22 protein-coding genes are annotated in these 21,066 nt (G+C 66.4%); 9 read left to right on the top strand and 13 right to left on the bottom strand.

Annotation, left to right across the window (positions count from 1 at the left end):
- Window positions 1-138: 138 nt before the first annotated feature.
- The 4 genes from lspA to K3F48_RS10335 all read right to left on the bottom strand — a co-directional run bounded on the left by lspA (window position 139) and on the right by K3F48_RS10335 (window position 3,211).
- Entirely contained in the window at window positions 139-666 is a 528-nt protein-coding gene (gene lspA, locus K3F48_RS10320; protein ID WP_255608818.1) for a signal peptidase II, read from the bottom strand.
- A 150-nt stretch (window positions 667-816) separates the two neighbouring features.
- On the bottom strand, window positions 817-1,626 hold the full coding sequence (thiD, locus tag K3F48_RS10325) for a bifunctional hydroxymethylpyrimidine kinase/phosphomethylpyrimidine kinase (protein WP_222575343.1): 810 nt from the start codon (window positions 1,624-1,626) through the stop codon (window positions 817-819).
- Window positions 1,627-1,647: 21 nt separating this feature from the next.
- Window positions 1,648-2,661 (bottom strand): WD40 repeat domain-containing protein, encoded by a 1,014-nt coding sequence (locus tag K3F48_RS10330; protein ID WP_222575344.1) that lies wholly within the window; start codon window positions 2,659-2,661, stop codon window positions 1,648-1,650.
- 94 nt (window positions 2,662-2,755) lie between these two features.
- A complete protein-coding gene (locus K3F48_RS10335; RefSeq protein ID WP_222575345.1) occupies window positions 2,756-3,211 on the bottom strand; it encodes a GyrI-like domain-containing protein in 456 nt (151 codons plus the stop codon).
- Window positions 3,212-3,431: 220 nt separating this feature from the next.
- Here K3F48_RS10335 and K3F48_RS10340 point away from each other — a divergent pair, with 220 nt between their 5' ends.
- From K3F48_RS10340 to acnA, 4 genes are all read left to right on the top strand, one after another.
- Window positions 3,432-3,983, top strand: a complete 552-nt coding sequence (locus K3F48_RS10340) for a hypothetical protein (protein ID WP_222575346.1) — start codon at window positions 3,432-3,434, stop codon at window positions 3,981-3,983.
- A 378-nt stretch (window positions 3,984-4,361) separates the two neighbouring features.
- A complete protein-coding gene (locus tag K3F48_RS10345) occupies window positions 4,362-5,930 on the top strand; it encodes a 2-isopropylmalate synthase (RefSeq protein ID WP_222575347.1) in 1,569 nt (522 codons plus the stop codon).
- A gap of 306 nt (window positions 5,931-6,236) precedes the next feature.
- Window positions 6,237-6,782, top strand: a complete 546-nt coding sequence (locus K3F48_RS10350) for a hypothetical protein (RefSeq protein WP_222575348.1) — start codon at window positions 6,237-6,239, stop codon at window positions 6,780-6,782.
- A gap of 249 nt (window positions 6,783-7,031) precedes the next feature.
- Entirely contained in the window at window positions 7,032-9,758 is a 2,727-nt protein-coding gene (gene acnA / locus K3F48_RS10355; RefSeq protein WP_222575349.1) for an aconitate hydratase AcnA, read from the top strand.
- Between the two features lie 47 nt (window positions 9,759-9,805).
- On the opposite strand, the gene argH is transcribed toward acnA, so the two are convergent.
- Window positions 9,806-11,197, bottom strand: coding sequence for an argininosuccinate lyase (argH, locus tag K3F48_RS10360; protein WP_222575350.1), 1,392 nt, complete (start codon window positions 11,195-11,197; stop codon window positions 9,806-9,808).
- A gap of 24 nt (window positions 11,198-11,221) precedes the next feature.
- On the opposite strand from argH, the gene K3F48_RS10365 reads away from it, so the two are divergent.
- Both K3F48_RS10365 and K3F48_RS10370 read left to right on the top strand, forming a co-directional pair.
- Window positions 11,222-11,896, top strand: a complete 675-nt coding sequence (locus K3F48_RS10365; RefSeq protein ID WP_222575351.1) for a TlpA disulfide reductase family protein — start codon at window positions 11,222-11,224, stop codon at window positions 11,894-11,896.
- Window positions 11,893-12,468 carry an NUDIX hydrolase gene (locus K3F48_RS10370; RefSeq protein WP_222575352.1) on the top strand — a complete coding sequence of 192 codons (576 nt, stop codon included), beginning with the start codon at window positions 11,893-11,895 and terminating at the stop codon, window positions 12,466-12,468. Before K3F48_RS10365 ends, K3F48_RS10370 begins: the two co-directional genes overlap by 4 nt.
- Window positions 12,469-12,632: 164 nt before the next feature.
- Here K3F48_RS10370 and grxD read toward each other — a convergent pair whose 3' ends face one another.
- The 4 genes from grxD to K3F48_RS10390 all read right to left on the bottom strand — a co-directional run bounded on the left by grxD (window position 12,633) and on the right by K3F48_RS10390 (window position 16,305).
- On the bottom strand, window positions 12,633-12,965 hold the full coding sequence (gene grxD / locus K3F48_RS10375; protein ID WP_222575353.1) for a Grx4 family monothiol glutaredoxin: 333 nt from the start codon (window positions 12,963-12,965) through the stop codon (window positions 12,633-12,635).
- A gap of 74 nt (window positions 12,966-13,039) precedes the next feature.
- On the bottom strand, window positions 13,040-13,270 hold the full coding sequence (locus K3F48_RS10380; protein WP_222575354.1) for a BolA/IbaG family iron-sulfur metabolism protein: 231 nt from the start codon (window positions 13,268-13,270) through the stop codon (window positions 13,040-13,042).
- Window positions 13,251-15,512 (bottom strand): phosphoribosylformylglycinamidine synthase subunit PurL, encoded by a 2,262-nt coding sequence (purL, locus tag K3F48_RS10385; RefSeq protein ID WP_222575355.1) that lies wholly within the window; start codon window positions 15,510-15,512, stop codon window positions 13,251-13,253. The genes K3F48_RS10380 and purL overlap by 20 nt, the downstream gene beginning before the upstream one ends.
- A gap of 178 nt (window positions 15,513-15,690) precedes the next feature.
- Entirely contained in the window at window positions 15,691-16,305 is a 615-nt protein-coding gene (locus K3F48_RS10390; RefSeq protein WP_222575356.1) for a GyrI-like domain-containing protein, read from the bottom strand.
- A 118-nt stretch (window positions 16,306-16,423) separates the two neighbouring features.
- On the opposite strand from K3F48_RS10390, the gene K3F48_RS10395 reads away from it, so the two are divergent.
- Window positions 16,424-17,071: a hypothetical protein gene (locus K3F48_RS10395; RefSeq protein ID WP_222575357.1), complete on the top strand. Its 648-nt coding sequence runs from the start codon at window positions 16,424-16,426 to the stop codon at window positions 17,069-17,071.
- Window positions 17,072-17,080: 9 nt separating this feature from the next.
- Here K3F48_RS10395 and K3F48_RS10400 read toward each other — a convergent pair whose 3' ends face one another.
- Both K3F48_RS10400 and K3F48_RS10405 read right to left on the bottom strand, forming a co-directional pair.
- A complete protein-coding gene (locus K3F48_RS10400; RefSeq protein ID WP_222575358.1) occupies window positions 17,081-17,476 on the bottom strand; it encodes a DUF3126 family protein in 396 nt (131 codons plus the stop codon).
- A gap of 142 nt (window positions 17,477-17,618) precedes the next feature.
- A complete protein-coding gene (locus K3F48_RS10405) occupies window positions 17,619-18,170 on the bottom strand; it encodes a hypothetical protein (protein ID WP_222575359.1) in 552 nt (183 codons plus the stop codon).
- A 192-nt stretch (window positions 18,171-18,362) separates the two neighbouring features.
- Between K3F48_RS10405 and K3F48_RS10410 the strand changes: the two genes are divergently transcribed.
- Window positions 18,363-18,995, top strand: a complete 633-nt coding sequence (locus tag K3F48_RS10410) for a DNA-3-methyladenine glycosylase I (protein WP_222575360.1) — start codon at window positions 18,363-18,365, stop codon at window positions 18,993-18,995.
- Between the two features lie 79 nt (window positions 18,996-19,074).
- Here K3F48_RS10410 and K3F48_RS10415 read toward each other — a convergent pair whose 3' ends face one another.
- Together K3F48_RS10415 and K3F48_RS10420 are read right to left on the bottom strand one after the other, a co-directional pair.
- The gene (locus K3F48_RS10415) at window positions 19,075-19,458 is read right to left on the bottom strand and encodes a cell division protein ZapA (RefSeq protein ID WP_222575361.1); all 384 of its coding nucleotides are present in this window, start codon (window positions 19,456-19,458) and stop codon (window positions 19,075-19,077) included.
- Between the two features lie 10 nt (window positions 19,459-19,468).
- The gene (locus K3F48_RS10420; protein WP_222575362.1) at window positions 19,469-19,759 is read right to left on the bottom strand and encodes a DUF4164 family protein; all 291 of its coding nucleotides are present in this window, start codon (window positions 19,757-19,759) and stop codon (window positions 19,469-19,471) included.
- Between the two features lie 284 nt (window positions 19,760-20,043).
- Here K3F48_RS10420 and gap point away from each other — a divergent pair, with 284 nt between their 5' ends.
- A complete protein-coding gene (gap, locus tag K3F48_RS10425) occupies window positions 20,044-21,051 on the top strand; it encodes a type I glyceraldehyde-3-phosphate dehydrogenase (RefSeq protein WP_222575363.1) in 1,008 nt (335 codons plus the stop codon).
- The last annotated feature ends 15 nt before the right edge of the window (window positions 21,052-21,066 follow it).

A 21,066-nucleotide genomic window follows, 5' to 3' on the forward strand; every position in this document is an offset into this window, starting at 1 on the left:
CGTCGGAGCGGTCCGCGGCTTGTCGTCAAAGGCTTGGGCGCTGAGGCGCCGGCCCTTCCACGGAACATTTCCTACATAATGTCTGGAGGGCAAGATCGCAAGTTTGGGCTCGCGCATCGGGGCCGTGACGGACCGCCGCTATTTTTCCGCGGCGCTCGCGCTCGCCGTCGGCCCGGCGGCGAGGCCCTCGAGCAGAAGCAGAACCACGCCGAGGAAAATGGCCGCGTCGGCGACGTTGAACACATAATTGGCCAGCGGCCCGACCGGCAAGGCCGTGTGGAAGAAGAAGAAATCGGCGACGGCGCCGAAACGCATCCGATCCGCCACATTGCCCAGCGCGCCGCCGACGACGAAGCCGAGCGCCGCCGCGGTCATTCGGCGCGGCGCCCGCCACAACCAGTAGCCGAGGCAGCCGACCACCGAGGCCTGGAAGAGAATCAGCAGCAATCGCGCCCCCGCCGTCTTAGAGGAGAGCAGAGAATAAGAGACGCCCGCGTTCCAGGAGAGCACCACATCGAGGAAAGGCGCGACGTGAAGCGGCTGCCGCTGCGCGATGTCGAACACATTCAGCATGAAATATTTGTGCGACTGGTCGAGCGCGAGCGCCGCCAGAGCGACGGCGAGGCCGAAGGCGCGCGGCGAAGGCGGGGCGAAGGTGAGAGACAAGCGCGAGCCTCCTCTTTCGGGCGGCGAGAATACGGCGGACGCCCGCACTCTACATAGAGCGGGACCGGCGCGTCGGCAAAAGGGGCATGCAGCCCCGCTAGCGTTCTGTGTCATCTGAATTGAGGGCCACTTTGCTCCTGCCAGCCGCCGTCACTCCCGCCAGGCGGCGTAGAAATGGTGCGGCGGGCCGGCGCCTCCGCCGAGCGCGAGCTCATCGGCCGCCGCCAGCGCCCCCTCGAGCCAGGCCTTGGCCTCGGCGACGGCGGCGACGAGCGCGGCGCCATGGGCGAGACGGGCGGCGATCGCCGCGGAGAGCGCGCAGCCCGTGCCATGGGTGTTGCGCGTCGCGACACGCCGGCCGGCGAATTCGTGGATCTGCGTTCCGTCGAACAGAATATCGACGGGCGCGCCTGCAAGATGCCCGCCCTTCACCAGCGCCGCCCGCGCCCCCAGCGCGACGAGCGCGCGCGCCTGCTCCGCCATGGCGGCGCCGTCGCGCGCCCGTCCGCCGCCGAGCAGAGCGGCGGCTTCGTCGAGATTGGGGGTGATGAGCGTCGCGAGCGGAACGATGCGCGCCTGCGCCGCCGCGACGAGGCCGGGCCCGGCGAGCGCGTCGCCATGGGTGGAGACCAGCACGGGATCGAAAACAATGCAGCGCGCCGCGCCGCGCTCCAGCGCTCCGGCGACTGCCTCGGCGATGGCGGGCTCGGCCAGCATGCCGAGCTTGACCGCGTCGACGGCGATGTCGGCGAAAATCGAATCGATCTGCGCCGCGACGACGCCGGGCGGCGCGGCGTGGACGAGGCTCACGCCGCGCGTGTTCTGCGCGGTGAGCGCGGTGACGGCCGCCATGGCGTAGCAGCGCAGGGCGGAAAAGGTCTTGATGTCGGCCTGCACGCCGGCGCCGCCGCTCGGATCGGAGCCGGCGATCGACAGGACCTTGGGAATTCGCGGCGCCATGCCGGCCTCCCGAGTGAGCGCTCAGCCGCGCGGAAGAGTCAGCACGCCGGCCGCGCCAGTCTCGTCGCCGACGGCGAGGCGCGCGCCTTTCGCATCCCAGACGAGGGTCGAGATGCGCTGCGCCGTCCCCTCGCCGTTGCGCCGCACGAGCAGCTCGGCGCCGTCCGTCAGCCGGCACAAGAGCACCATGCCATCCTCATAGCCGACCGCGACGACGAGCGCTGTCGGATGGAAGGCGACGCGCGACACCTTGACCTGCGCGCGCACGCCGCATTCGCGCGGCGACTGTCCCATCGGCCCGTCCTTGCCCTGGAACGGCCAGACGATGCAGGCGTCGGCGCCGGAGGTGGCGAGCCATTTGCCGTCCGGCGACCAGGACAAAGAGCGCGTCTTGCCGGGATAGCCGGCCATGCGCAGATTCTTGCCGTCGGCGACGCGCCAGCCGTGCAGCATGTTCTCCTGCATCGAGGTCAGCACGAATTTCCCGTCCGGCGAGACGGCCGCGTCGAGATGCGAGCCCTTCCATTCGAGGACCTCGGGCGCGGCGGCGGCGTTGGGGAACCACAGGCTCGCGCCGTTGTAATGGGCGATGGCGAGGCGATAGCCCTTGGGAAAGAACGCGATCCCGCGCGAGGTCGAGGGCAGCGCCAGCGTCTTGACCTCGCCTTTCGGCGAGCGGACGCGCAGCTCGCGCCCCGCCGACCAGGCGAAGGTCCCGTCGACGCGCGCCGCCAGCGCATCGATCCAGCGGCCTTTTTCATCGGCGACGTCTTCGGTCGCGCCCATGGCGTCCGTCGCGACGACGCGGCCGTCGTCGCCGCCGGTCAGCAGGCGGGCGCCGTCGCTCGCCGCGACCAATATGGCCCCGTCCGCATGCGCCACGACGCTGCGCGGCTCGCCCGGCCCGGCGATCAGCAGGCGCCCGTCGGCGAGGGCGAAGGCCGGCGCATCGCCGAGAAAGGCGGCGCCCACGACGCCGGCTCCGGCGGAGATCGGCGCGAAAGCTTCGGTCAGGGAGGTCGGTGCGGCGGTCACGTGTCGGCTCGTCTGTCGCTTTCGATGCCCGGCCTCTATAGACCGAAATGCGGGCGCGGCGACAATTATCCCTCCGGCCCCCTCATCGGCGCCGTTACCTCACCGGAATGAGGAGATCGGTGGCGAGCCTTTCCGCCGGAGTGTCACAAGGCGTGTTGCGATAGATCTCGAGCGCCGGCCGATCGTCCGGCTCATGGCCGCTCGACGGAAGCCACTCGCCATAGAGGCTTTGAAAGGCGCCGGCGATGTCGGAATAGGGGCCGACATGCCGATAGGAGGCGTAGCGGCCGCCGGGAATGTCGAGGATGCGCAGGTCGCCGGCGCCTTCGACGCCAGTGGAAAAAACGAGGCCGGCATAATAACGAAAGCCGCATTCGGCCTCCGGATCGCCATAGCAGACGCCAATCGGATAGAGAGAACAGCCGGCGAGGCCGGCCTGCTCATGCCAGCGCCACAACCGCGCCCACGTCTCTGGAATGGAGGCGACAGCTCCCTCATGCGCCAGAGCGTGAGCGCGGATCGCCGCCTGCTCGATGATTTCGACATTCATGGACGGGTCCTTTCTCTCGAGGATGACTGGCGCCGGAAGGCTGAAGTCCCGCGGCGCGACAGGGCGTGCGGCGCGTTTCATGACGCTACGAATAGACGAGCGCCGCGCGCGGCGCATTGCAGGAATTCCGCTTTTTTCGGTCATGGGGCCGATGCGACGATTGGCGCGCGGCGCGCGATCTTGTTCTCGCTCCGCGCCGATGCGAGATGAGGATCGAGCGATGATCGAAAAGGAGCTCTATCAAATGAAGCCGATGTTCGGATGCGCGCGCGTCATCGCTTTTTCGGCCTGTCTCGTCGCCGCGGGCGCCCTCGCGCAGGAGAAAGCGTCGCCGCCCGCGCACGACCACATGCACATGACGCAAAAAGACGCGCGAAGCGAGCTCGATTTCCCCCCGCCCATGCGCCAGCACATGCTGTCGCAAATGCGCGCTCATCTCGAGGCGCTGCAGGCGATATTGGCCGCGCTCGGCGCCGGCAATCCGGGCAAGGCCGGCGACATCGCCGAGAAGCGGCTGGGGCTCGGCGCGTTGGGGGCCGCGGCCTGCGATCCGTCCCGAGCGACAGGCGGCGACGGAATGGCGGCCATGATGGGCGCGCATATGCCGCCACAAATGCGCGAGATGGGCATGGCCATGCACAGCTCGGCGAGCGCCTTCGCCGCCGTGGCGGCCAAGGCGCGCGAGACCGGCGATTTGAAGCCGGCTCTCGCCGCCCTCGCCACTGTGACCGAGAACTGCGCCGCCTGCCATTCGGCGTTCAAGCTGCGTTAGTGGCGTGATTCAGCCGATTTGACGATGCTAGAAAAGCGAGCCTGAAGGCTCGCTTTTCTAGCATCGTCAAATCGGCTGACGCAGCCCGCCAGCGCGACATTTTCTTGCAAGACCACGGGAAGGCGGCTATCTTGGGCCTCGACCCGGCCGGTGGCCGAAAGACCGAGGACTAAAAAGCTTTGGCGATTCCCGCCACCAGAATGATCGACGCGACGCGCTCCTCGGCGCGGCTCGACGCGCGTCTTCCCGGCCTGCTGCTTCTTAGTCGCCCCTGAAAGCCTGCAGGGCCGCGCGCCCAGGCGTTCAGGGGATCGAGACGGGAAATTTCTTTTCGACAGCCGGCCGTAGCCGCCGGACGCAGCAGTTCAGGACAAGATCATGACCCATTCCGTCATCCCCGCCTCCGACGCCGATCGCGTCGTCATTTTCGACACCACCCTGCGCGACGGCGAGCAGTCGCCCGGCGCCTCCATGACCTTCGAGGAGAAGCTCGAGGTCGCCGATATTCTGGACACTCTGGGCGTCGACATCATCGAGGCGGGCTTTCCGATCGCCAGCCAGGGCGATTTCGACTCGGTGCTCGAGATCGCCAAAAGGGTGAAGAACGCCACGATCGCCGGCCTCGCCCGCGCCAGCGCCAAGGACATCGACCGCTGCGCCGAGGCGCTGCGTCCCGCCCGCAACGCGCGCATTCACACCTTCATCTCCACCTCCCCGGTCCATATGAAATACAAGCTCCAGATGGAGCCGGAAAAAGTGCTGGAGATGATCGCCTCCTCGGTCTCTCGCGCGCGCAATCACGTGGCGGACGTCGAATGGTCGGCCGAGGACGGCACCCGCACCGAGCATGATTTCCTGTGCCGCTGCGTCGAGACGGCGATCGACGCCGGCGCGACGACGATCAATATTCCCGACACGGTCGGCTATTCGACGCCGCAGGAATATGAGGCCCTGTTCCGCATGGTGCGCGAGCGCGTGCCCAATTCGGACAAGGCGGTGTTTTCGGTCCATTGCCATGACGATCTCGGCCTCGCCGTCGCCAATTCGCTGGCCGGCGTGCGCGGCGGCGCGCGGCAGATCGAGTGCACCATCAACGGCATCGGCGAGCGCGCCGGCAACGCCGCGCTGGAAGAGGTGGTGATGGCGATGCGCACGCGCGCCGACGCGCTGCCTTTCAACACCCATATCGACGCGAAAATGCTGACGCGCGCGTCGAAGCTCGTGTCCGCCGTGACCTCCTTCCCGGTGCAATACAATAAGGCGATCGTCGGCCGGAACGCCTTCGCGCATGAGAGCGGCATTCATCAGGACGGCATGCTCAAAAATGCGCATACCTATGAAATCATGACGCCGGAGAGCGTCGGCGTGTCCAAGACCTCGCTGGTGATGGGCAAGCATTCCGGCCGCCACGCCTTCAAGGAGAAGCTGAAGGAGCTGGGCTACGACCTCGGCGACAATGCGCTGGAAGACGCCTTCAAGCGCTTCAAGGATTTGGCCGATCGCAAGAAGCTCGTCTATGACGAGGACATCGTCGCTCTGGTCGACGACGAGATCGGCGCCGCCAAGGACCATATCAAGGTCGCGGCGCTGACGGTCATCGCCGGCACCAACGGGCCGCAGACCGCGGCGCTGACGCTCGATATCGACGGCGAGAAGCGGACGCATCAGGCGACCGGCAACGGCCCGGTCGACGCCATCTTCAACGCCATCAAGGCGCTGGCCCCGCATGAGGCGGCGCTCGAATTGTTCCAGGTCCATGCCGTCACCGAAGGCACCGACGCGCAGGCCGAGGTTTCCGTGCGTCTCTCGGAGGACGGCAAGTCCGTGACCGGCCGCGGCGCCGATCCCGATACGCTGGTCGCCTCCGCCCGCGCTTATGTAGCGGCGTTGAATCGGCTGATGGTCAAGCGCGCCAAGACCAAGCCCGAGGCGATGAAGGCCGGGTGAGCGCCGGAGCCGACGGGCGGCTCGGACGCCGAGCGCGGCGCGGCTTCGCCGCTCCCCTCGGCGTTGGGCCAACGCCGAGGCGCTCCGGAGGCGATTTTTTCCGCGTGCCGGCCCTTAGGGAATAAAACATTTCGCGATGCGGCCGCGCACCAATTGCCGGAACGCGCCTCGCTGGCGATATTGCAATCGACACAACAAATGCGTGTGTCACACGGTCCTCTGCCGCTGTGTCTCGCGAGAGAGCGGGGGTGCGGGCCTATTTTTCGGAAGATGCCGTTTTTTCAAATATTCGCATCGGAGTGAAACATGTCGAATACCCTCCAGGACGTCAGCAAGGAACACGCCGACGCTCTCACCATTCTGTCGAAGACCGCGCTCGATCAGGAAATCGCCCGCAGCGAAGCCGCGGCGACGCAAAACGCCGCGATCGGGACCCTGCTGAAATCGCAGCCGGCGTCCGCATGCGGCTGCCTCCCGAAAGTGCAGGCTTGCGGCTATTTCTGCATCAACGCCAGCCCATGCGCCTGCGGGCCGGGAAATATCGTCGTGACCGCCGGCCCGTTTGGCATCGGCGGCAGGAACGTCACCTTCACCGGAACGGGCGCGAATTTCCAGCCCGACGCGATCAATCTGTCCAGTGTCTATTTCTCGGGACAGCTGCCGCCGGCCGAGAGCCTGGTGGGGGTGCAGGTTCGCCTGCATATCGAGATCACCCCCTATTCGGGGACGATCTATGTCTATGAGAATTTTACGCCGGTCGGAACGCTCATCGCACTCACGCAAACCGCCCGTTGGCAGCAGGGAGCGCGGAACTTCTCCGGCGACGTGTACGGCTACTTCTATCTGTCGTGACCGGCGCCGCCGCGCTTCGGGGCGGTGAAGGCGAAGCGATCACGGCTCTGCCGTGAGCTCGTTCGGGTGACGATTTCCGTCACCCGAACGCAGCGGTTCCGCGACCGAAGACAGAGGGTGCGCCGATGCGCGAGCGACGGCGCGCCCACAGCGCTCCAGCCGACAGGCCTGGTTTTTTCCAATAGCCGTCCGGCATGGAATTTCCTACAAGACGCGAAACGCTCGGTTCGCTCTCTGCGAGGAATTCCCATGCCGTCGCTCGACAGTTTCAAAGCCCGCGAGACGCTGAAGGTCGGCGATGACGCCTACCATTATTTCTCGCTGAAGGCCGCCGAGGCCAACGGCCTTTCCGGCGTGTCGCGCCTGCCCTATTCGCTGCGCGTGCTGCTCGAGAATCTGCTGCGCAACGAGGACGGCCGCTCGGTCACGAAAGAGCATATCGAGGGCTTCTCGAATTGGCTCTCGGAGAAGGGCAAGGCCGAGCGTGAGATCGCCTTCCGCCCCGCGCGCGTGCTGATGCAGGATTTCACCGGCGTTCCCGCCGTCGTGGATCTCGCCGCCATGCGCGACGCTTTTGTCGCGCTCGGCGGCGATCCGCAAAAAATCAATCCGCTGGTGCCGGTCGACCTCGTCATCGATCACTCCGTCATCGTCGACGAATTCGGCACCAAGAAAGCGCTCGACGCCAATGTGGAGCGCGAATACGAGCGCAATGGCGAGCGCTACCGCTTCCTGAAATGGGGCCAGTCCTCCTTCGACAATTTCCGCGTCGTGCCGCCGGGCACGGGCATTTGTCATCAGGTCAATCTCGAATATCTCGCCCAGACCGTGTGGACGAAGAAGGAGAAGACCCGCAATGTCGACGGCAAGAAGGAGACGATCGAATACGCCTTCCCCGACACGCTCGTCGGCACTGATTCGCACACCACCATGGTCAATGGCCTCGCCGTGCTCGGCTGGGGCGTCGGCGGCATCGAGGCCGAGGCGGCGATGCTCGGCCAGCCGCTGTCGATGCTCATTCCGGAAGTCGTCGGCTTCGAGCTGACCGGCGAGCCGAAAGAGGGCGTGACCGCCACCGACATCGTGCTGACCGTCACGCAAATGCTGCGCAGACGAGGCGTGGTCGGCAAATTCGTGGAGTTCTTCGGCAAGGGCCTCGCGCATCTCTCGCTCGCCGATCGCGCCACCATCGCCAATATGGCGCCCGAATATGGCGCGACCTGCGGCTTCTTCCCGGTCGACGCGGAGACGCTCGACTATCTGAAAATGTCCGGCCGCTCCAATTCGCGCATCGATCTCGTCGAGGCCTACGCCAAGGCGCAGGGGCTGTTCCGCGAAGCCGATTCGCCCGATCCGGAATTCACCGACACGATCTCGCTCGATCTTGCGAGCGTCGTCCCCTCGCTCGCCGGGCCGAAGCGCCCGGAAGGACGCGTCGCGCTCGAGGATGTGGGCTCGGCCTTCGCGGGCGCGCTCGCGACCGAATATAAGAAGGCCGGCGATGGGACGCAGCGCTTCTCGGTCGAGGGAACCAATTACGACCTCGGCCATGGCGATGTGGTGATCGCGGCGATCACCTCCTGCACCAACACCTCCAATCCGAGTGTGCTGATCGGCGCCGGCCTCATCGCCCGCAACGCCCATGAACGCGGCCTGAAGACGAAGCCCTGGGTGAAGACCTCGCTGGCGCCGGGCAGCCGCGTCGTCGCCGAATATCTCGACAAGGCCGGGCTGCAGAAGGATCTCGACAAGCTCGGCTTCAATCTGGTCGGCTTCGGCTGCACCACCTGCATCGGCAATTCCGGCCCGCTGCCGGCGCCGGTGTCCAAAACGATCAACGACCACGACCTCGTCGCGGCGGCGGTGCTCTCGGGCAATCGCAATTTCGAGGGCCGCGTCAATCCCGACGTGCAGGCGAACTATCTCGCCTCGCCGCCGCTCGTCGTCGCCTTCGCGCTCGCCGGCTCGGTGACCAAGGATCTGACCAAGGAGCCGCTGGGCCATGACAAGCAGGGCGAGCCGGTGTTCCTGCGCGACATCTGGCCGAGCAATGCGGAAATTCAAAAATACATCCGCAAGAATGTGACCCGCTCGCTGTTCCGCGACACTTACGAGGACGTGTTCGACGGCGACAAGCATTGGCGCAAGGTCGATGCGCCCTCGGGCGAGACCTATAAATGGATGGATTCCACTTATGTGCGCAATCCGCCCTATTTCGAAGGGCTGACCAAGGAGCCGAGGCCGGTCGCGGACATCGTCGACGCGCGCATCCTCGCCCTCTTCGGCGACAAGATCACCACCGACCACATCTCGCCGGCGGGCTCGATCAAGGCGGCTTCGCCCGCGGGGCGCTGGCTGATGGAGCGCCAGGTCGCGCCGGCGGATTTCAATCAATATGGCACCCGCCGCGGCAATCACGAGGTGATGATGCGCGGCACGTTCGCCAATATCCGCATCAAGAACCATATTCTGCGCGACGAAGCCGGCAATGTGCCGGAGGGCGGCAATACGAAGCATTTCCCCGACGGCGAGACGCTCTCCATCTATGACGCCGCGGCGAAATATGCGGCGGAGGGCGCGCCGCTGGTCGTCTTCGCCGGCGCCGAATATGGCAATGGCTCCTCGCGCGACTGGGCGGCCAAGGGCACGATGCTGCTCGGCGTGCGCGCCGTCATCGCGCAGAGCTTCGAGCGCATCCATCGCTCCAATCTCGTCGGCATGGGCATTCTGCCGCTGACCTTCGACGCCGGGACGAGCTGGGCCTCGCTCGGCCTCACCGGCGCGGAGACGGTGACGATCCGCGGCCTCGCGGGCGACACGCTGACGCCGCGCCAGACGCTGCAGGCGGAAATCACTTATCCGGACGGCAAGACGACGAGTGTCCCGCTGCTCGCCCGCATCGATACGCTCGACGAGCTCGAATATTTCAAGAACGGCGGCATTCTGCCCTACGTGCTGCGTCAGCTCGCGGGCTGACGCGACCGAGCGCCCCTTCTCGACAGGCGAAGGGGCGCTCCGCCCCTCTAGCTTTCTTCCTTGGCCAGCTGCTTCAGCCAGCGCTTCGCCTGCTCGCGCACATTCTCCGGCGCCGCGCCGCCATAGCTCGTGCGGCTCCGCACCGATTTGTCCACGCCGAGCACGCTGAACACATCCTCGGTGATGCGCGCGTCGACGCTCTGCATCGCATCGAGCGGCACTTTGTCGAGGCCGATGTTGCGCTCCGCCGCAATCGCCACGATGCGGCCGGTCACATGATGCGCCTCGCGGAAGGGAAGCCCGAGCGCGCGCACCAGCCAATCGGCGAGATCGGTCGCCGTCGCATAGCCTGCGCCCGCCGCCTTGCGCAGGCGCGGCCGATCGACGCTCATGTCTCGCACCATTCCGGCCATGGCCGCGACGCAGAGCGCGTAATTGTCGAGCGAGTCGAAGGTCCCTTCCTTGTCCTCCTGCATATCCTTCGAATAGGCGAGCGGCAGGCCCTTCATCACGATCAGCATCGCCTGCAGCGCGCCGATGATGCGGCCGGTCTTGCCGCGCACCAGCTCCGCCGCATCGGGATTGCGCTTTTGCGGCATGATCGAGGAGCCGGTGGTGAATTTGTCGGACAGCGAGACGAAGGCGAATTGCGGCGTCGTCCACAGCACGATTTCCTCGGCGAAGCGCGAGAGATGCGTCGCCGAGATCGCCGCGGCCGAAAGCGTCTCCAGCACGAAGTCGCGATCGGAGACGCTGTCGAGCGAATTGGCCGTCGGCCGCGCGAAGCCGAGCGCCTTGGCGGTCATCTCGCGATCGATCGGGAAAGAGGTGCCGGCGAGCGCCGCGGCGCCGAGCGGACATTCATCGAGACGCTTGCGCGCGTCCTGGAAGCGCCCGCGGTCGCGCGCGAGCATCTCGACATAAGCGAGCAGATGATGGCCGAAGGTGACCGGCTGCGCCGATTGCAGATGAGTGAAGCCCGGCATCACGCTACCGGCTTCCTCGAGCGCCTTCTCGGCGAGGGCGAGCTGCAGATCGGCGAGCTGCGCATCGATGTCGTCGAGCCGGTCGCGCACGAAGAGGCGGAAGTCCGTCGCCACCTGATCATTGCGCGAGCGCGCGGTGTGCAGGCGTCCGGCGACCGGGCCGATGATCTCGGCGAGCCGGGACTCGACATTCATATGAATGTCCTCGAGCGCGCGCGAGAAGGCGAAGCTCCCCTCCTCGATCTCGCCACGAATTTGTTCTAGCCCGCTCGTGATGGCGGCGGCGTCCTCCTGCGACACGATGCCCGTCGCGGCCAGCATGGCGACATGAGCGAGCGAGCCGCGCACATCCTGCGGGGCCAGCCGCTTGTCGAAGTCGATGGAGACGTTGATCGCCTCCAGGATCGCGTCGCTTGCGCTCTGGAAGCGGCCACCCCATATTTTGCTCGTCATGAAGCCTCGCGGAAGAACCGACCGATGACCGACCAGACTGACAAACCGAGCCGAGGCCGCCTGCCGATTTATGCGGCGGCCGCGCTTCTCGTCGCCGGCGCTGGCGTTCTATACGTGAACGGCGGCGCGAGCGGCAAGAAGGGTTCGGGCGAAGCCTGCGCCGCCTCGCGCGAGACGTCGCAGCGCGTCTCCTCGCTCGCCAAGGGCGAGGTCGCGGCCATGTCGATCGCCAGCGAGCCCGAGCCCATGCCGGAGCTGACCTTCACCGGGCCGGACGGCGCCCCGCGCAAGCTCGAGGATTTCAAGGGCAAGACCGTGCTGCTCAACCTCTGGGCCACATGGTGCGTGCCCTGCCGCAGCGAGATGGCGGCGCTCGACCGGCTGCAGAAGGAGGCGGGCTCGGAAAAGTTCGAGGTGGTGACGGTCAATATCGATACGTCGAAGCTCGACCGGCCCAAGACCTTCCTGCATGAGATCGGCGCCGAGAGCCTCGCCTTCTACGCCGATCCCAAGGCCGAGATCTTTTTCCAGCTGAAGCAGACGGGCCAGGCGCTCGGACTGCCGACGACCTTCCTCATCGATGGCAAGGGCTGCCAGATCGGCCTGATGCAGGGCCCGGCCAAATGGGATTCGGACGAGGGCCGCTCGCTGGTGACGCAGACCGCCGAGCTGTCCTCGACGCCCGTCGCCACGCCTTGAGCGACGACGAGCCGCTGCGGCCCTGGGAGCTGCGCGGCTCCCGGCCGCTGATCCGCGACCACTGGATCAGCCTGCGCGCCGACCATTGCGTGACGCAGCGCGGCGTCGTGCTCGATCCCTATTATGTGCTGGAATATCGCGACTGGGTCCATGTCGTCGCGCTGGACGAAGAGGACCGGCTGCTGCTGGTGCGCCAATATCGCCATGGCGCGGGCGAGATGTCGCTGGAACTGCCCGGCGGGGTGATGGACGAGGGCGAGACCGATCCCATCGCCGCCGGCGCGCGCGAGCTATTGGAGGAAACCGGACATCGGGCGGAGTCGATCCGACATTTGACCCGCCTGTCGCCGAACCCCGCTTCGCACACGAACCGCGTGCATGTGCTATATGCGGAAGGCGCGCGGCAGGTGGCGCCGCTCGAGCTCGACAGTTCCGAGGACATCGCCGTGGAGCGCATGCCCTGGCGCGAGGCGCTGGAGCTGGCGCTCGGCGGCGGCATGATCCATGTGCAGCATGTGGGGCTGCTGGCGATCGCCCTGGCGCAGGTCAAGGGCGTGAAGATCGGCGGTTAGCGACTCCTTCTCCCGCTTGCGGGAGAAGGTGGCCCGGCGCAGCCGGGTCGGATGAGGGTCCATCCGACCATGCGCCAGTTTGAAGGACCCTCATCCGACCCCGCTTCGCGGGGTCACCTTCTCCCGCGAGCGGGAGAAGGGAGAACGTCGAGATTCCGCTTAAATCACGCCTTGGCGGTCGCCTTGTGCGGAATGCCTTCCTTGTCGAACAGCGCGACCAGCTCGCCCGATTGGAACATCTCGCGGGTGATGTCGCAGCCGCCGATGAACTCGCCCTTCACATAGAGCTGGGGAATGGTCGGCCATTGCGAATAGGCCTTGACGCCCTCGCGGATGGCGCCGTCGGCGAGCACGTCGATGCTGTTGAACTCGACGCCGACATGGTTGAGGATCTGACAGACCTGCATCGAGAAGCCGCACTGCGGCGCAGCGGGGACGCCTTTCATGAACAGCACGACATCGGCGCTGTTGATCACACTCTTGATGATTTCGGACATGGGGATTTCCTTTCGAGCGGAATTCAAGGTTCCGTTGCAGGTGGTCCGGCGAGCCCGTCGGACGCAGAATGATTTTACAGAGCGACCGTGGTCAGCGCCAGCGCATGCAGCTCGCCGCCGAGGCGGTCGCCGAAGGCCTTGTTGACCATCTGATGCTGCTGCACGCGGCTCTTGCCGCGGAACGCCTCGGACTTCACCTCGGCGGCCCAATGATCGCCATCGTCGGCGAGAGCTGTGATCACGATCACGGCGTCCGGAATGGCCGCCTTGATGAGACGCTCGATTTCACTTCTTTCCATCGCCATTTGCGCGTCGACCTCCTCGAGACCCGCCGAAGGCGCCGTCGTCCCCGGCCATATAGGCCGCCAGCGGCGCTTCATGCGCATGTTGCAAAACGCTTAGCAATATCGGCGCCTCGCCGGGCAAATTCAACGCCGTTCCGCCGGTCGCGCCGAGCTCCGCCGCCGGCACGCCGGCGGCCACCGCCTCGGCGAGAATTTTCGCCGCCTCCGCCGGCTCGGCGACGATGAGATATCGGCCCTGATCCTCGCCGAAGAGACTAGCATGAGTGAGCCCTCCCGGCAGCCGGTCGATGGTCGCGCCGACGCCCCCGGCCATCGCCATTTCCGCGAGCGCGACAGCGAGGCCGCCGTCGGAAAGGTCATGAGCGGCCAGGACGCGACGGCCGACCACCAACGCGCGGACGAAATCGCCATTGCGCCGCTCGGCGGCGAGATCGACCGGCGGCGGCGCGCCGTCGCGGCGCCCGCAGAGATCGCGCAGATAGGCCGATTGGCCGAGCCAGCCCTGCGTCTTTCCGATGAGGAGGATCGTCCTGCCGCCGTCCGGCAGAGCCAGCGTCGAGGCGAGCGCCACATCGGCGATGACGCCGACGCCGCCGATCGCCGGGGTCGGCAGAATGCCGGTCCCCTGCGTCTCATTGTAGAGCGACACATTGCCGGACACGATCGGGAAGTCGAGCGCGCGCGCCGCCTCGCCGATCCCTTCGAGGCAGCCGACGAGCTGGCCCATGATCTGCGGCTTCTCGGGATTGCCGAAATTGAGATTGTCCGTGAGCGCCAGCGGCGTTCCGCCGCGCACGGAAATATTGCGCCAGGCTTCCGCCACCGCCTGGCGGCCGCCTTCGACCGGATCGGCCGCGCAATAGCGGGCGGTGACGTCGGTGGTCAGCACGAGGCCCTTCGGCCCCTCGCCGATGCGCACCACGGCCGCGTCGCCGCCCGGCGCGCGCACGGTGTTGCCGAGGATGAGATGGTCGTATTGCTCCCATACCCAGCGCTTGGAGCAGAGGTCCGGCGTCGCCAGCAGCGCGACCAGCGCCTCGCTGTCCGAGACGGGCGGCGTGACCGAGGCGGGGTCGAGCACGGGAACCTTCGGCGTCGCGACATGCGGCCGGTCATAGACCGGCGCCTCGTCGCCGAGCTCCTTGATCGGCAGATCGGCCTCGATGATTCCCTTGTGCTTCACGACGAAGCGCAGCGTGTCGGTGGTCACGCCGATGATGGCGAAGTCGAGCCCCCATTTGCGGAAGATCGCCTCGGCCTCTTGCTCCTGCTCCGGCCGCAGCACCATGAGCATGCGCTCCTGGCTCTCCGACAGCATCATCTCATAGGCGGTCATGCCGGTCTCGCGGCAAGGCAGAGCGTCGAGGTCGAGCTCTATGCCGAGATTGCCCTTGGCGCCCATCTCCACCGCCGAGGAGGTGAGGCCGGCCGCGCCCATGTCCTGAATGGCGATCACCGCGCCCGAGGCCATCAGCTCGAGACAGGCTTCGAGCAGCAGCTTCTCGGAGAAAGGATCGCCGACCTGCACGGTCGGGCGTTTTTCTTCCGCATCGGCCTCGAACGACGCCGAGGCCATGGAGGCGCCGTGAATGCCGTCGCGGCCGGTCTTGGAGCCGAGATAGACGATCGGATTGCCGATGCCTGCGGCCGCCGAATAGAAGATCGCATCGGTCCTGGCGAGGCCGACCGCCATGGCGTTGACGAGGATGTTGCCGTCATAGGAGGCGTCGAACTCGGTCGAGCCGCCGACCGTCGGCACGCCGAAGCTGTTGCCATAGCCGCCGACGCCGGCCACGACTCCGCCGACGAGATGGCGCGTCTTCGGGTGCTCCGGCCGGCCGAAGCGCAAGAGGTTCAAGCAGGCGATCGGACGCGCGCCCATGGTGAACACATCGCGCAAAATGCCGCCGACCCCGGTCGCCGCGCCCTGATAGGGCTCGATGAAGGAGGGGTGATTGTGGCTCTCCATCTTGAACACACAGGCGTCGCCGTCGCCGATGTCGATGACTCCGGCGTTCTCGCCCGGCCCCTTGATGACCCAAGGCGCCTTGGTCGGCAGCTTGCGCAGATGGATGCGCGAGGATTTGTAGGAGCAGTGCTCGTTCCACATCGCCGAGAAGATTCCGAGCTCGGTGAGGCTCGGCGCGCGGCCGATGAGGGCGAGGATGCGGTCATATTCGTCGCTCTTCAGCCCATGGGCGAGCGCCGCGCGCAGGGTTTCGGACTCGTCGGAGACAGTCAAATGGTCGCACCTTCAGGATGCGCGCGTTTCGCGCCGTGCTTTCGGTCGAGCGCGGGGGCTCCGAAAGACCGCCTCTCGATTACTGCCCATGCGGCGCGATGGCAACCGGCCGCGTCCGGCGGTCGGCTCGATCCGGGACCGCGCCGAGCGAGCGAAGCTCCCGATCCTCGCATCGTCCTCACGCGAGGGCTCGAACGGGCTGCCGAAGGATGGTCTTCAACTTTGCCGGCTCGGTCCTTCGCGCGTCGCTCAGATAGATTTCGTGATGCTTGCCGCCGAAGGTGAAGCCCCGCGACGGCATCACGTCATGATGCAGCCGAGCGAGCGTCGGGCCTTCGTCGTCATAGGCGCCGATATGCAGAATTTGGAGCGAAGGGCCTTCGTCGAAGCTCTCCATCCGCAGGCTCTCGGGGCGAGCGCCGAGCTTCTTTTCACTTTTTTCGACGGCCGCCGTAAACATCGACCTGTCGAGAAGCTCAGGCGCCATGATCATCATCGTCCAGCGCCAGCGCTGCTTTCGACGCGCGACAAAATCCGCCAAGTCATCCGCCCACCACAAGCCTTCGAGCGGCGGAACGACATAGTCCGTATTCAAGGACGCCTTGGCTGCGAACTTCATCGCGTAGCTGACGGAAAAGAGCCATTCGATCGCTCGCGCATAGGACGGCGCGGCGTTGGGATCTCCCTGCCCGTCGACCATCACGAATCGCATCTCGGGAACGACGACGAGCTCGAAGCTCTCGGCGCGAGGTCGATAGAGCTTCAGCGATTTTTTGAAATCGATTTTCATCATGATAAACGTTCCGTGGCGAGCGCCGCGCCGGAGCGTGAGGCGACCGATCTGGATCATAATATGGCGTCGCGCTTTCGCTCGAACGGCGCGCCGCATTCGTCACCGAAATCTGTAATCCATGCGCCTGCCGCTCGTCACCCTGCTCCTCGCCCTTCTCGCCGTCGGCGCGTTTCGCGCAATGCGGCCGAGCGCCGACGCCGGACCGACGACCATAGCCGCCAGCGTCGACGGCGTACGCTTCACCTTCGCCACCGCCTATGCGCGCGATGGCGCGACGCGGATGGGCGGCGCGCTCGAACGGCTCGCCTTTCTGACCGTCTTTCCGGATTTCGCGCCGGCCCCGGCCGCCAGCGCCGAACCCGAGCGCCGCAACGCGCAGGCGTTCGACCCGACCCATGTCTTCATCGCGATCGCGCCGCGCGACGAGACGATCGACCCTGCCGAGCGGCCCTCGCATCTCTATGCGCGCTTCCTGGAGAGCGAAGTGTGGGCGGCGCCCGGCGGGCTGATGCTGCGCCGCTTCGAGGCCGGCTCGCCCTATGAGCTGGAGCAGCTCTATCTCGCGCCGCCCGACGGCGCGCTGTTCTTCGCGCGCTGCCCGAAGCGCGAGGCCGGCTTCATGGGCGCCGCGCCGTGCCTGTGGGCGCTGCGCCGGGGCGCGCTCGATGTGGAGGTGCGCTTCTCTCCGAGCCTGCTCGAGCATTGGAGCCGGATCGTCGAAGGGACGCAGGACTTTCTGCGCCGGATCGAGGCCGCGCCTCGATAATCGTCGAGATCAAAAATCCTCGAGATCGAAGTCCAGAATGGCGATCTGCAGCGTGAAGCTCTGGCGCTTGGCGTCGTCGGCGGAAATGACGCCGAGAAAATCCTCGCCGCTGTTGAGCTCCACCGAATCGGTCTTGCGGCCATGCGGCGCGAGGGTGAGCTTGTCGTTCTCGAACAGCTTGCGCAGATAGGACTGCAGGGTTTCGCGTCCGACCGGCAGCTTCATCGAGAAGGCGAAGGAGCGATCTCCGTCCTCGTCGTCGACGCTGATGGCGGCGATCTTGCGCTCGCCGAGAAGGACCGCGCCGTCATCGGGATTCTTCGGATCGGGCGTGACCCTGATCTCCTCGTTCCCGAGAGACTGGCGCAAGAACGCCTGCAGCTTGCGCAACTCGCTCTTGTCCAATGCGGCTTCTCCTTGGTTGCGGCGCCTGTCCGGCCCGCAGCCTGTGCCACGAATCGCCGCCGCGCCGCAAGAGGCGCCGAAACGCGAAAACGCCCGGCGCAGATCGCGCCGGGCCGTCGATCGTCTCGATGTCGCGCGCCGCTTATTCGCCGGCCGCCTTGAGGCGCTTGTTGCACTCGCTCCAGAACTTCGGCCAGGTGGCTTTCGGATTGGCCTTCAGCAGCTCGGCCTTTTTCGCCTTCCACTCGGCGCCGCATTTCTTCTGGCGGGCGGCCTGGGCGGCCTTGGTGTCGGGCTTGGGCTTGGCGGCCTCGGTCGGAGCTTCGGCGGGCTTGGGAGCTTCGGCGGGCTTGGGAGCTTCGGCGGGCTTGGGAGCAGCGGCCGGCGGGGGAGCAGGCGGTGGCGGCTCGGCGGCGGAGGGGGCCGGAGCAGGAACAGGAGCAGGAGCAGGAGCAGGAGCAGGCTCGGCAGGGGCGGGCGTCTCGGCGGCGGGCTCGGCGAGGCGGGCGCGGCAGGACTTCAGGAAGTCCTGCCAGCTCTGGCCCTTCAATTCATTGGCGGCCTTGGCGGCCTGATATTGCGCGCCGCATTCCTTGAGAACATTCGCCTGCGCTTTCGCTTCACTCGCGGAGCCGGCGGCGATTCCGACCGCGACAGCGCCGGCCGCAGCGTAAGAGACGAGACGGATCGACATAAAATTTCTCCCCTGGTGAGCGCCGTGGCCGAAGAGGTTCATCGGCGCGAACGGCTCCCGACGGCCGCGATGCGAGCACGGCCTATGCCAATTCTCGGCCAACGACTCATCTGCCGCAAGCTCGCCGAGCCCACAATGAGGATGTTATGAAACGCTCTTTCGGCCGAGGGAAAGAGACGGGACGCGCGAAACATGGCGAAGCAGCGAGAAAATCCCCGCGCCTGGCGCGACGCGGCGGCGATCGTGCATGCCGACGGGCTCGCGCGCTGCCCCTGGGCGGGCGCCGACCCGCTCTATGTCGCCTATCACGACGAGGAATGGGGCCGGCCCGAGCGTGATTCGCGCGCGCTCTACGAAAAGCTGATTCTGGACGGCTTTCAGGCCGGCCTCTCGTGGATCACGATCCTGCGCCGGCGCGAAGGCTTTCGCGCCGCCTTCGAAGGCTTCGACCCGCAGGAGATCGCGCGTTTCGACTCCGCCAAAGTCGAAGCTCTGATGCAAAACGAGGCAATCATCCGCAATCGCGCCAAGATCGAAGGCGCCGTCGCCTCTGCTCGCGCCTTTCTCGACATCGAGGAGAAGCAGGGCTTCGGCGCCTATCTCTGGGATTTCGTCAATGGCGAGCCGATCGTCAATCGGCCGCGCACCACGGCCGATGTCCCGGCCGAGACCGATCTCTCGCGCCGCCTCTCGAAGGATCTGAAGTCCCGCGGCTTCGCCTTCTGCGGACCGACGATCGTCTACGCCTTCATGCAGGCGGTCGGCATGATCGACGACCACCTCGCCGACTGCCATTGCGCGCATCGGCTTGCAGAGCGAGCCTGAAGGCTCGCGGTCCATGGGCCGCGAGCCTTCAGGCGGCGCCCTTATCCCCCTGTCAAATAGGCTGAATCACGCCACTATTCTAAGGAAGCGGCCCCGGCTCCTCGCCGCCGCGCTTCAAATCGCCGACGAGCCGCTCGACGCGGGAGGCCGCCTCCTCGAGCGCGCCCGCGACCTTCTCCTGCAGCGCGGCCTCCGCCTCGCGCAGCTCCGACTCGCGGCGCTGCGCCGCGGCCAGCGCTGCTTCCGCCGCCTGCAGCCGGCCATCTGCGGTATCGGCCTCATCCGCGAGCGTGAGGGCGGCCATCACGGTGATGCGCTGCTCGCCGATGTCGCCGAAGCCTTCCTTCAGCGAGACGATCTTGGCTTCGACGCGCTTGGCCAGCTCGTGCAGCCGCGCTTCCTCGCCGTCCTCGCAGCCCATGCGATAGGTGCGGCCGGCGATCGTCACCACGACATGCGCCATTGCGCGTCTCCTAATCCTCGGCCGGGCCGTCGTCGCCGAGCACGGCGCGAATGCCGTCGCTCGTGCGGTCGAGGCGCGTCAGCACCTCGTCCCGCGCCTTCTCCAGCGCGCTCTCGTGCGCGAGCGCCGCGTCGAGCTCCAGCGCCAGACGGCTGCGGTCGTCCTGCATCACGGCGAGCTCCTCCTCGAGATCGGCGTGCGACAGCTCCGCCTCGAGACGGCGGGCGACCGTCGTCTCCAGCTCGTCGAGCGCGGCCGACAGCCGCTGCAGCGCATCATCGAGTCGATTGGAGCTCGTCATATGGAAACCGCGCCGGAAACGATTAAATGTCGCCGGCGGACCGGCCGCGGGCGATTCGTGCCGAAGTCCTAGCACGAATCGCGCAAATCCCAAGCCGCGCGGCCGTGGCGCGGAGGGCGGCGCGCCGCGTTGACAGGGGCGCCCGACCTGTTATCACGCTGACGAGATTTTGCGCATGGCGCCGTCACGAATGCCTGTTTGGGCGGGAGATTCGGCATGAGGAAACGCGTCGCCGGCAAGGACGGCGCTCCGGCGCGACGAGACCGACTCGAGGAGAAACGATTATGGCCGTGAGAGTGGCGATCAACGGATTCGGGCGAATCGGGCGCAATATCCTGCGCTACATCGTCGAGACCGGCCGCACGGACCTCGAGGTCGTGACCATCAACGATCTCGGCCCGGTCGAGACCAATGCGCATCTCTTGCGCTATGATTCGGTGCATGGCCGCTTCCCGCGCGAGGTGAAGGTCGAGGGCGACACGATCGACGTCGGGCTCGGGCCGATCAAGACCACGGCGATCCGGAACCCCGCCGAGCTGCCTTATCGCGATCTTCGCATCGACATCGCGCTCGAATGCACAGGCCTGTTCACCGCGCGCGACAAGGCCAAATTGCTGCTCGACGCCGGCGCGAAGCGCGTGCTGGTCTCCGCGCCTTCGGACGGCGCCGACATCACCGTCGTCTATGGCGTCAACGACGACAAGATCACGAGCGAGCATCTCGTCGTCTCCAACGCCTCCTGCACCACCAATTGCCTCGCCCCCGTCGCCAAGGTGCTGAACGAGGCGATCGGGATCGAGAAGGGGTTCATGACGACGATCCACTCCTACACCGGCGACCAGCCGACGCTGGACACTTTTCACAAGGACCTCTACCGCGCCCGCGCCGCGGCTCTGTCGATGATCCCGACCTCGACCGGCGCGGCCAAGGCGGTCGGCCTCGTGCTGCCGGAGCTGAAGGGCAAGCTCGACGGCGCGGCGATCCGCGTGCCGACCCCCAATGTCTCGGCCGTCGATCTCAAATTCGTCGCCGAGAAGCCGACGAGCAAGGAGGAGGTCAATGCGGCGATCATCGCCGCCGCCGATGGGCCGCTGAAGGGCATTCTCGGCTACACCGACGACAAGAATGTCTCCATCGACTTCAACCACGACCCGCGCTCCTCGACCTTCCACCTCGATCAGACCAAGGTCATCGAGGGCAATCTGGTGCGCATCCTGTCGTGGTACGACAATGAATGGGGCTTCTCGGGCCGCATGACGGATGTGGCGGCGACGATCGCGAAATTGCTCTGAATCCCTTTGCAGCGG

Origin of the sequence: Methylosinus sp. Sm6 (assembly GCF_019802345.1) — a bacterium.
Lineage (GTDB): Bacteria > Pseudomonadota > Alphaproteobacteria > Rhizobiales > Beijerinckiaceae > Methylosinus.

Coding starts and splice junctions, on each gene's coding strand:
- K3F48_RS10350 (WP_222575348.1), top strand. CDS start 6,237: ATGTCGAATACCCTCCAGGACGTCAGCAAGGAACACGCCGACGCTCTC.
- K3F48_RS10345 (WP_222575347.1), top strand. CDS start 4,362: ATGACCCATTCCGTCATCCCCGCCTCCGACGCCGATCGCGTCGTCATT.
- thiD (WP_222575343.1), bottom strand. CDS start 1,626: ATGGCGCCGCGAATTCCCAAGGTCCTGTCGATCGCCGGCTCCGATCCG.
- K3F48_RS10365 (WP_222575351.1), top strand. CDS start 11,222: ATGACCGACCAGACTGACAAACCGAGCCGAGGCCGCCTGCCGATTTAT.
- grxD (WP_222575353.1), bottom strand. CDS start 12,965: ATGTCCGAAATCATCAAGAGTGTGATCAACAGCGCCGATGTCGTGCTG.
- K3F48_RS10340 (WP_222575346.1), top strand. CDS start 3,432: ATGATCGAAAAGGAGCTCTATCAAATGAAGCCGATGTTCGGATGCGCG.
- K3F48_RS10415 (WP_222575361.1), bottom strand. CDS start 19,458: ATGGCGCATGTCGTGGTGACGATCGCCGGCCGCACCTATCGCATGGGC.
- K3F48_RS10390 (WP_222575356.1), bottom strand. CDS start 16,305: ATGATGAAAATCGATTTCAAAAAATCGCTGAAGCTCTATCGACCTCGC.
- gap (WP_222575363.1), top strand. CDS start 20,044: ATGGCCGTGAGAGTGGCGATCAACGGATTCGGGCGAATCGGGCGCAAT.
- K3F48_RS10380 (WP_222575354.1), bottom strand. CDS start 13,270: ATGGCGATGGAAAGAAGTGAAATCGAGCGTCTCATCAAGGCGGCCATT.
- K3F48_RS10405 (WP_222575359.1), bottom strand. CDS start 18,170: ATGTCGATCCGTCTCGTCTCTTACGCTGCGGCCGGCGCTGTCGCGGTC.
- K3F48_RS10395 (WP_222575357.1), top strand. CDS start 16,424: ATGCGCCTGCCGCTCGTCACCCTGCTCCTCGCCCTTCTCGCCGTCGGC.
- K3F48_RS10420 (WP_222575362.1), bottom strand. CDS start 19,759: ATGACGAGCTCCAATCGACTCGATGATGCGCTGCAGCGGCTGTCGGCC.
- K3F48_RS10335 (WP_222575345.1), bottom strand. CDS start 3,211: ATGAATGTCGAAATCATCGAGCAGGCGGCGATCCGCGCTCACGCTCTG.
- K3F48_RS10410 (WP_222575360.1), top strand. CDS start 18,363: ATGGCGAAGCAGCGAGAAAATCCCCGCGCCTGGCGCGACGCGGCGGCG.
- acnA (WP_222575349.1), top strand. CDS start 7,032: ATGCCGTCGCTCGACAGTTTCAAAGCCCGCGAGACGCTGAAGGTCGGC.
- argH (WP_222575350.1), bottom strand. CDS start 11,197: ATGACGAGCAAAATATGGGGTGGCCGCTTCCAGAGCGCAAGCGACGCG.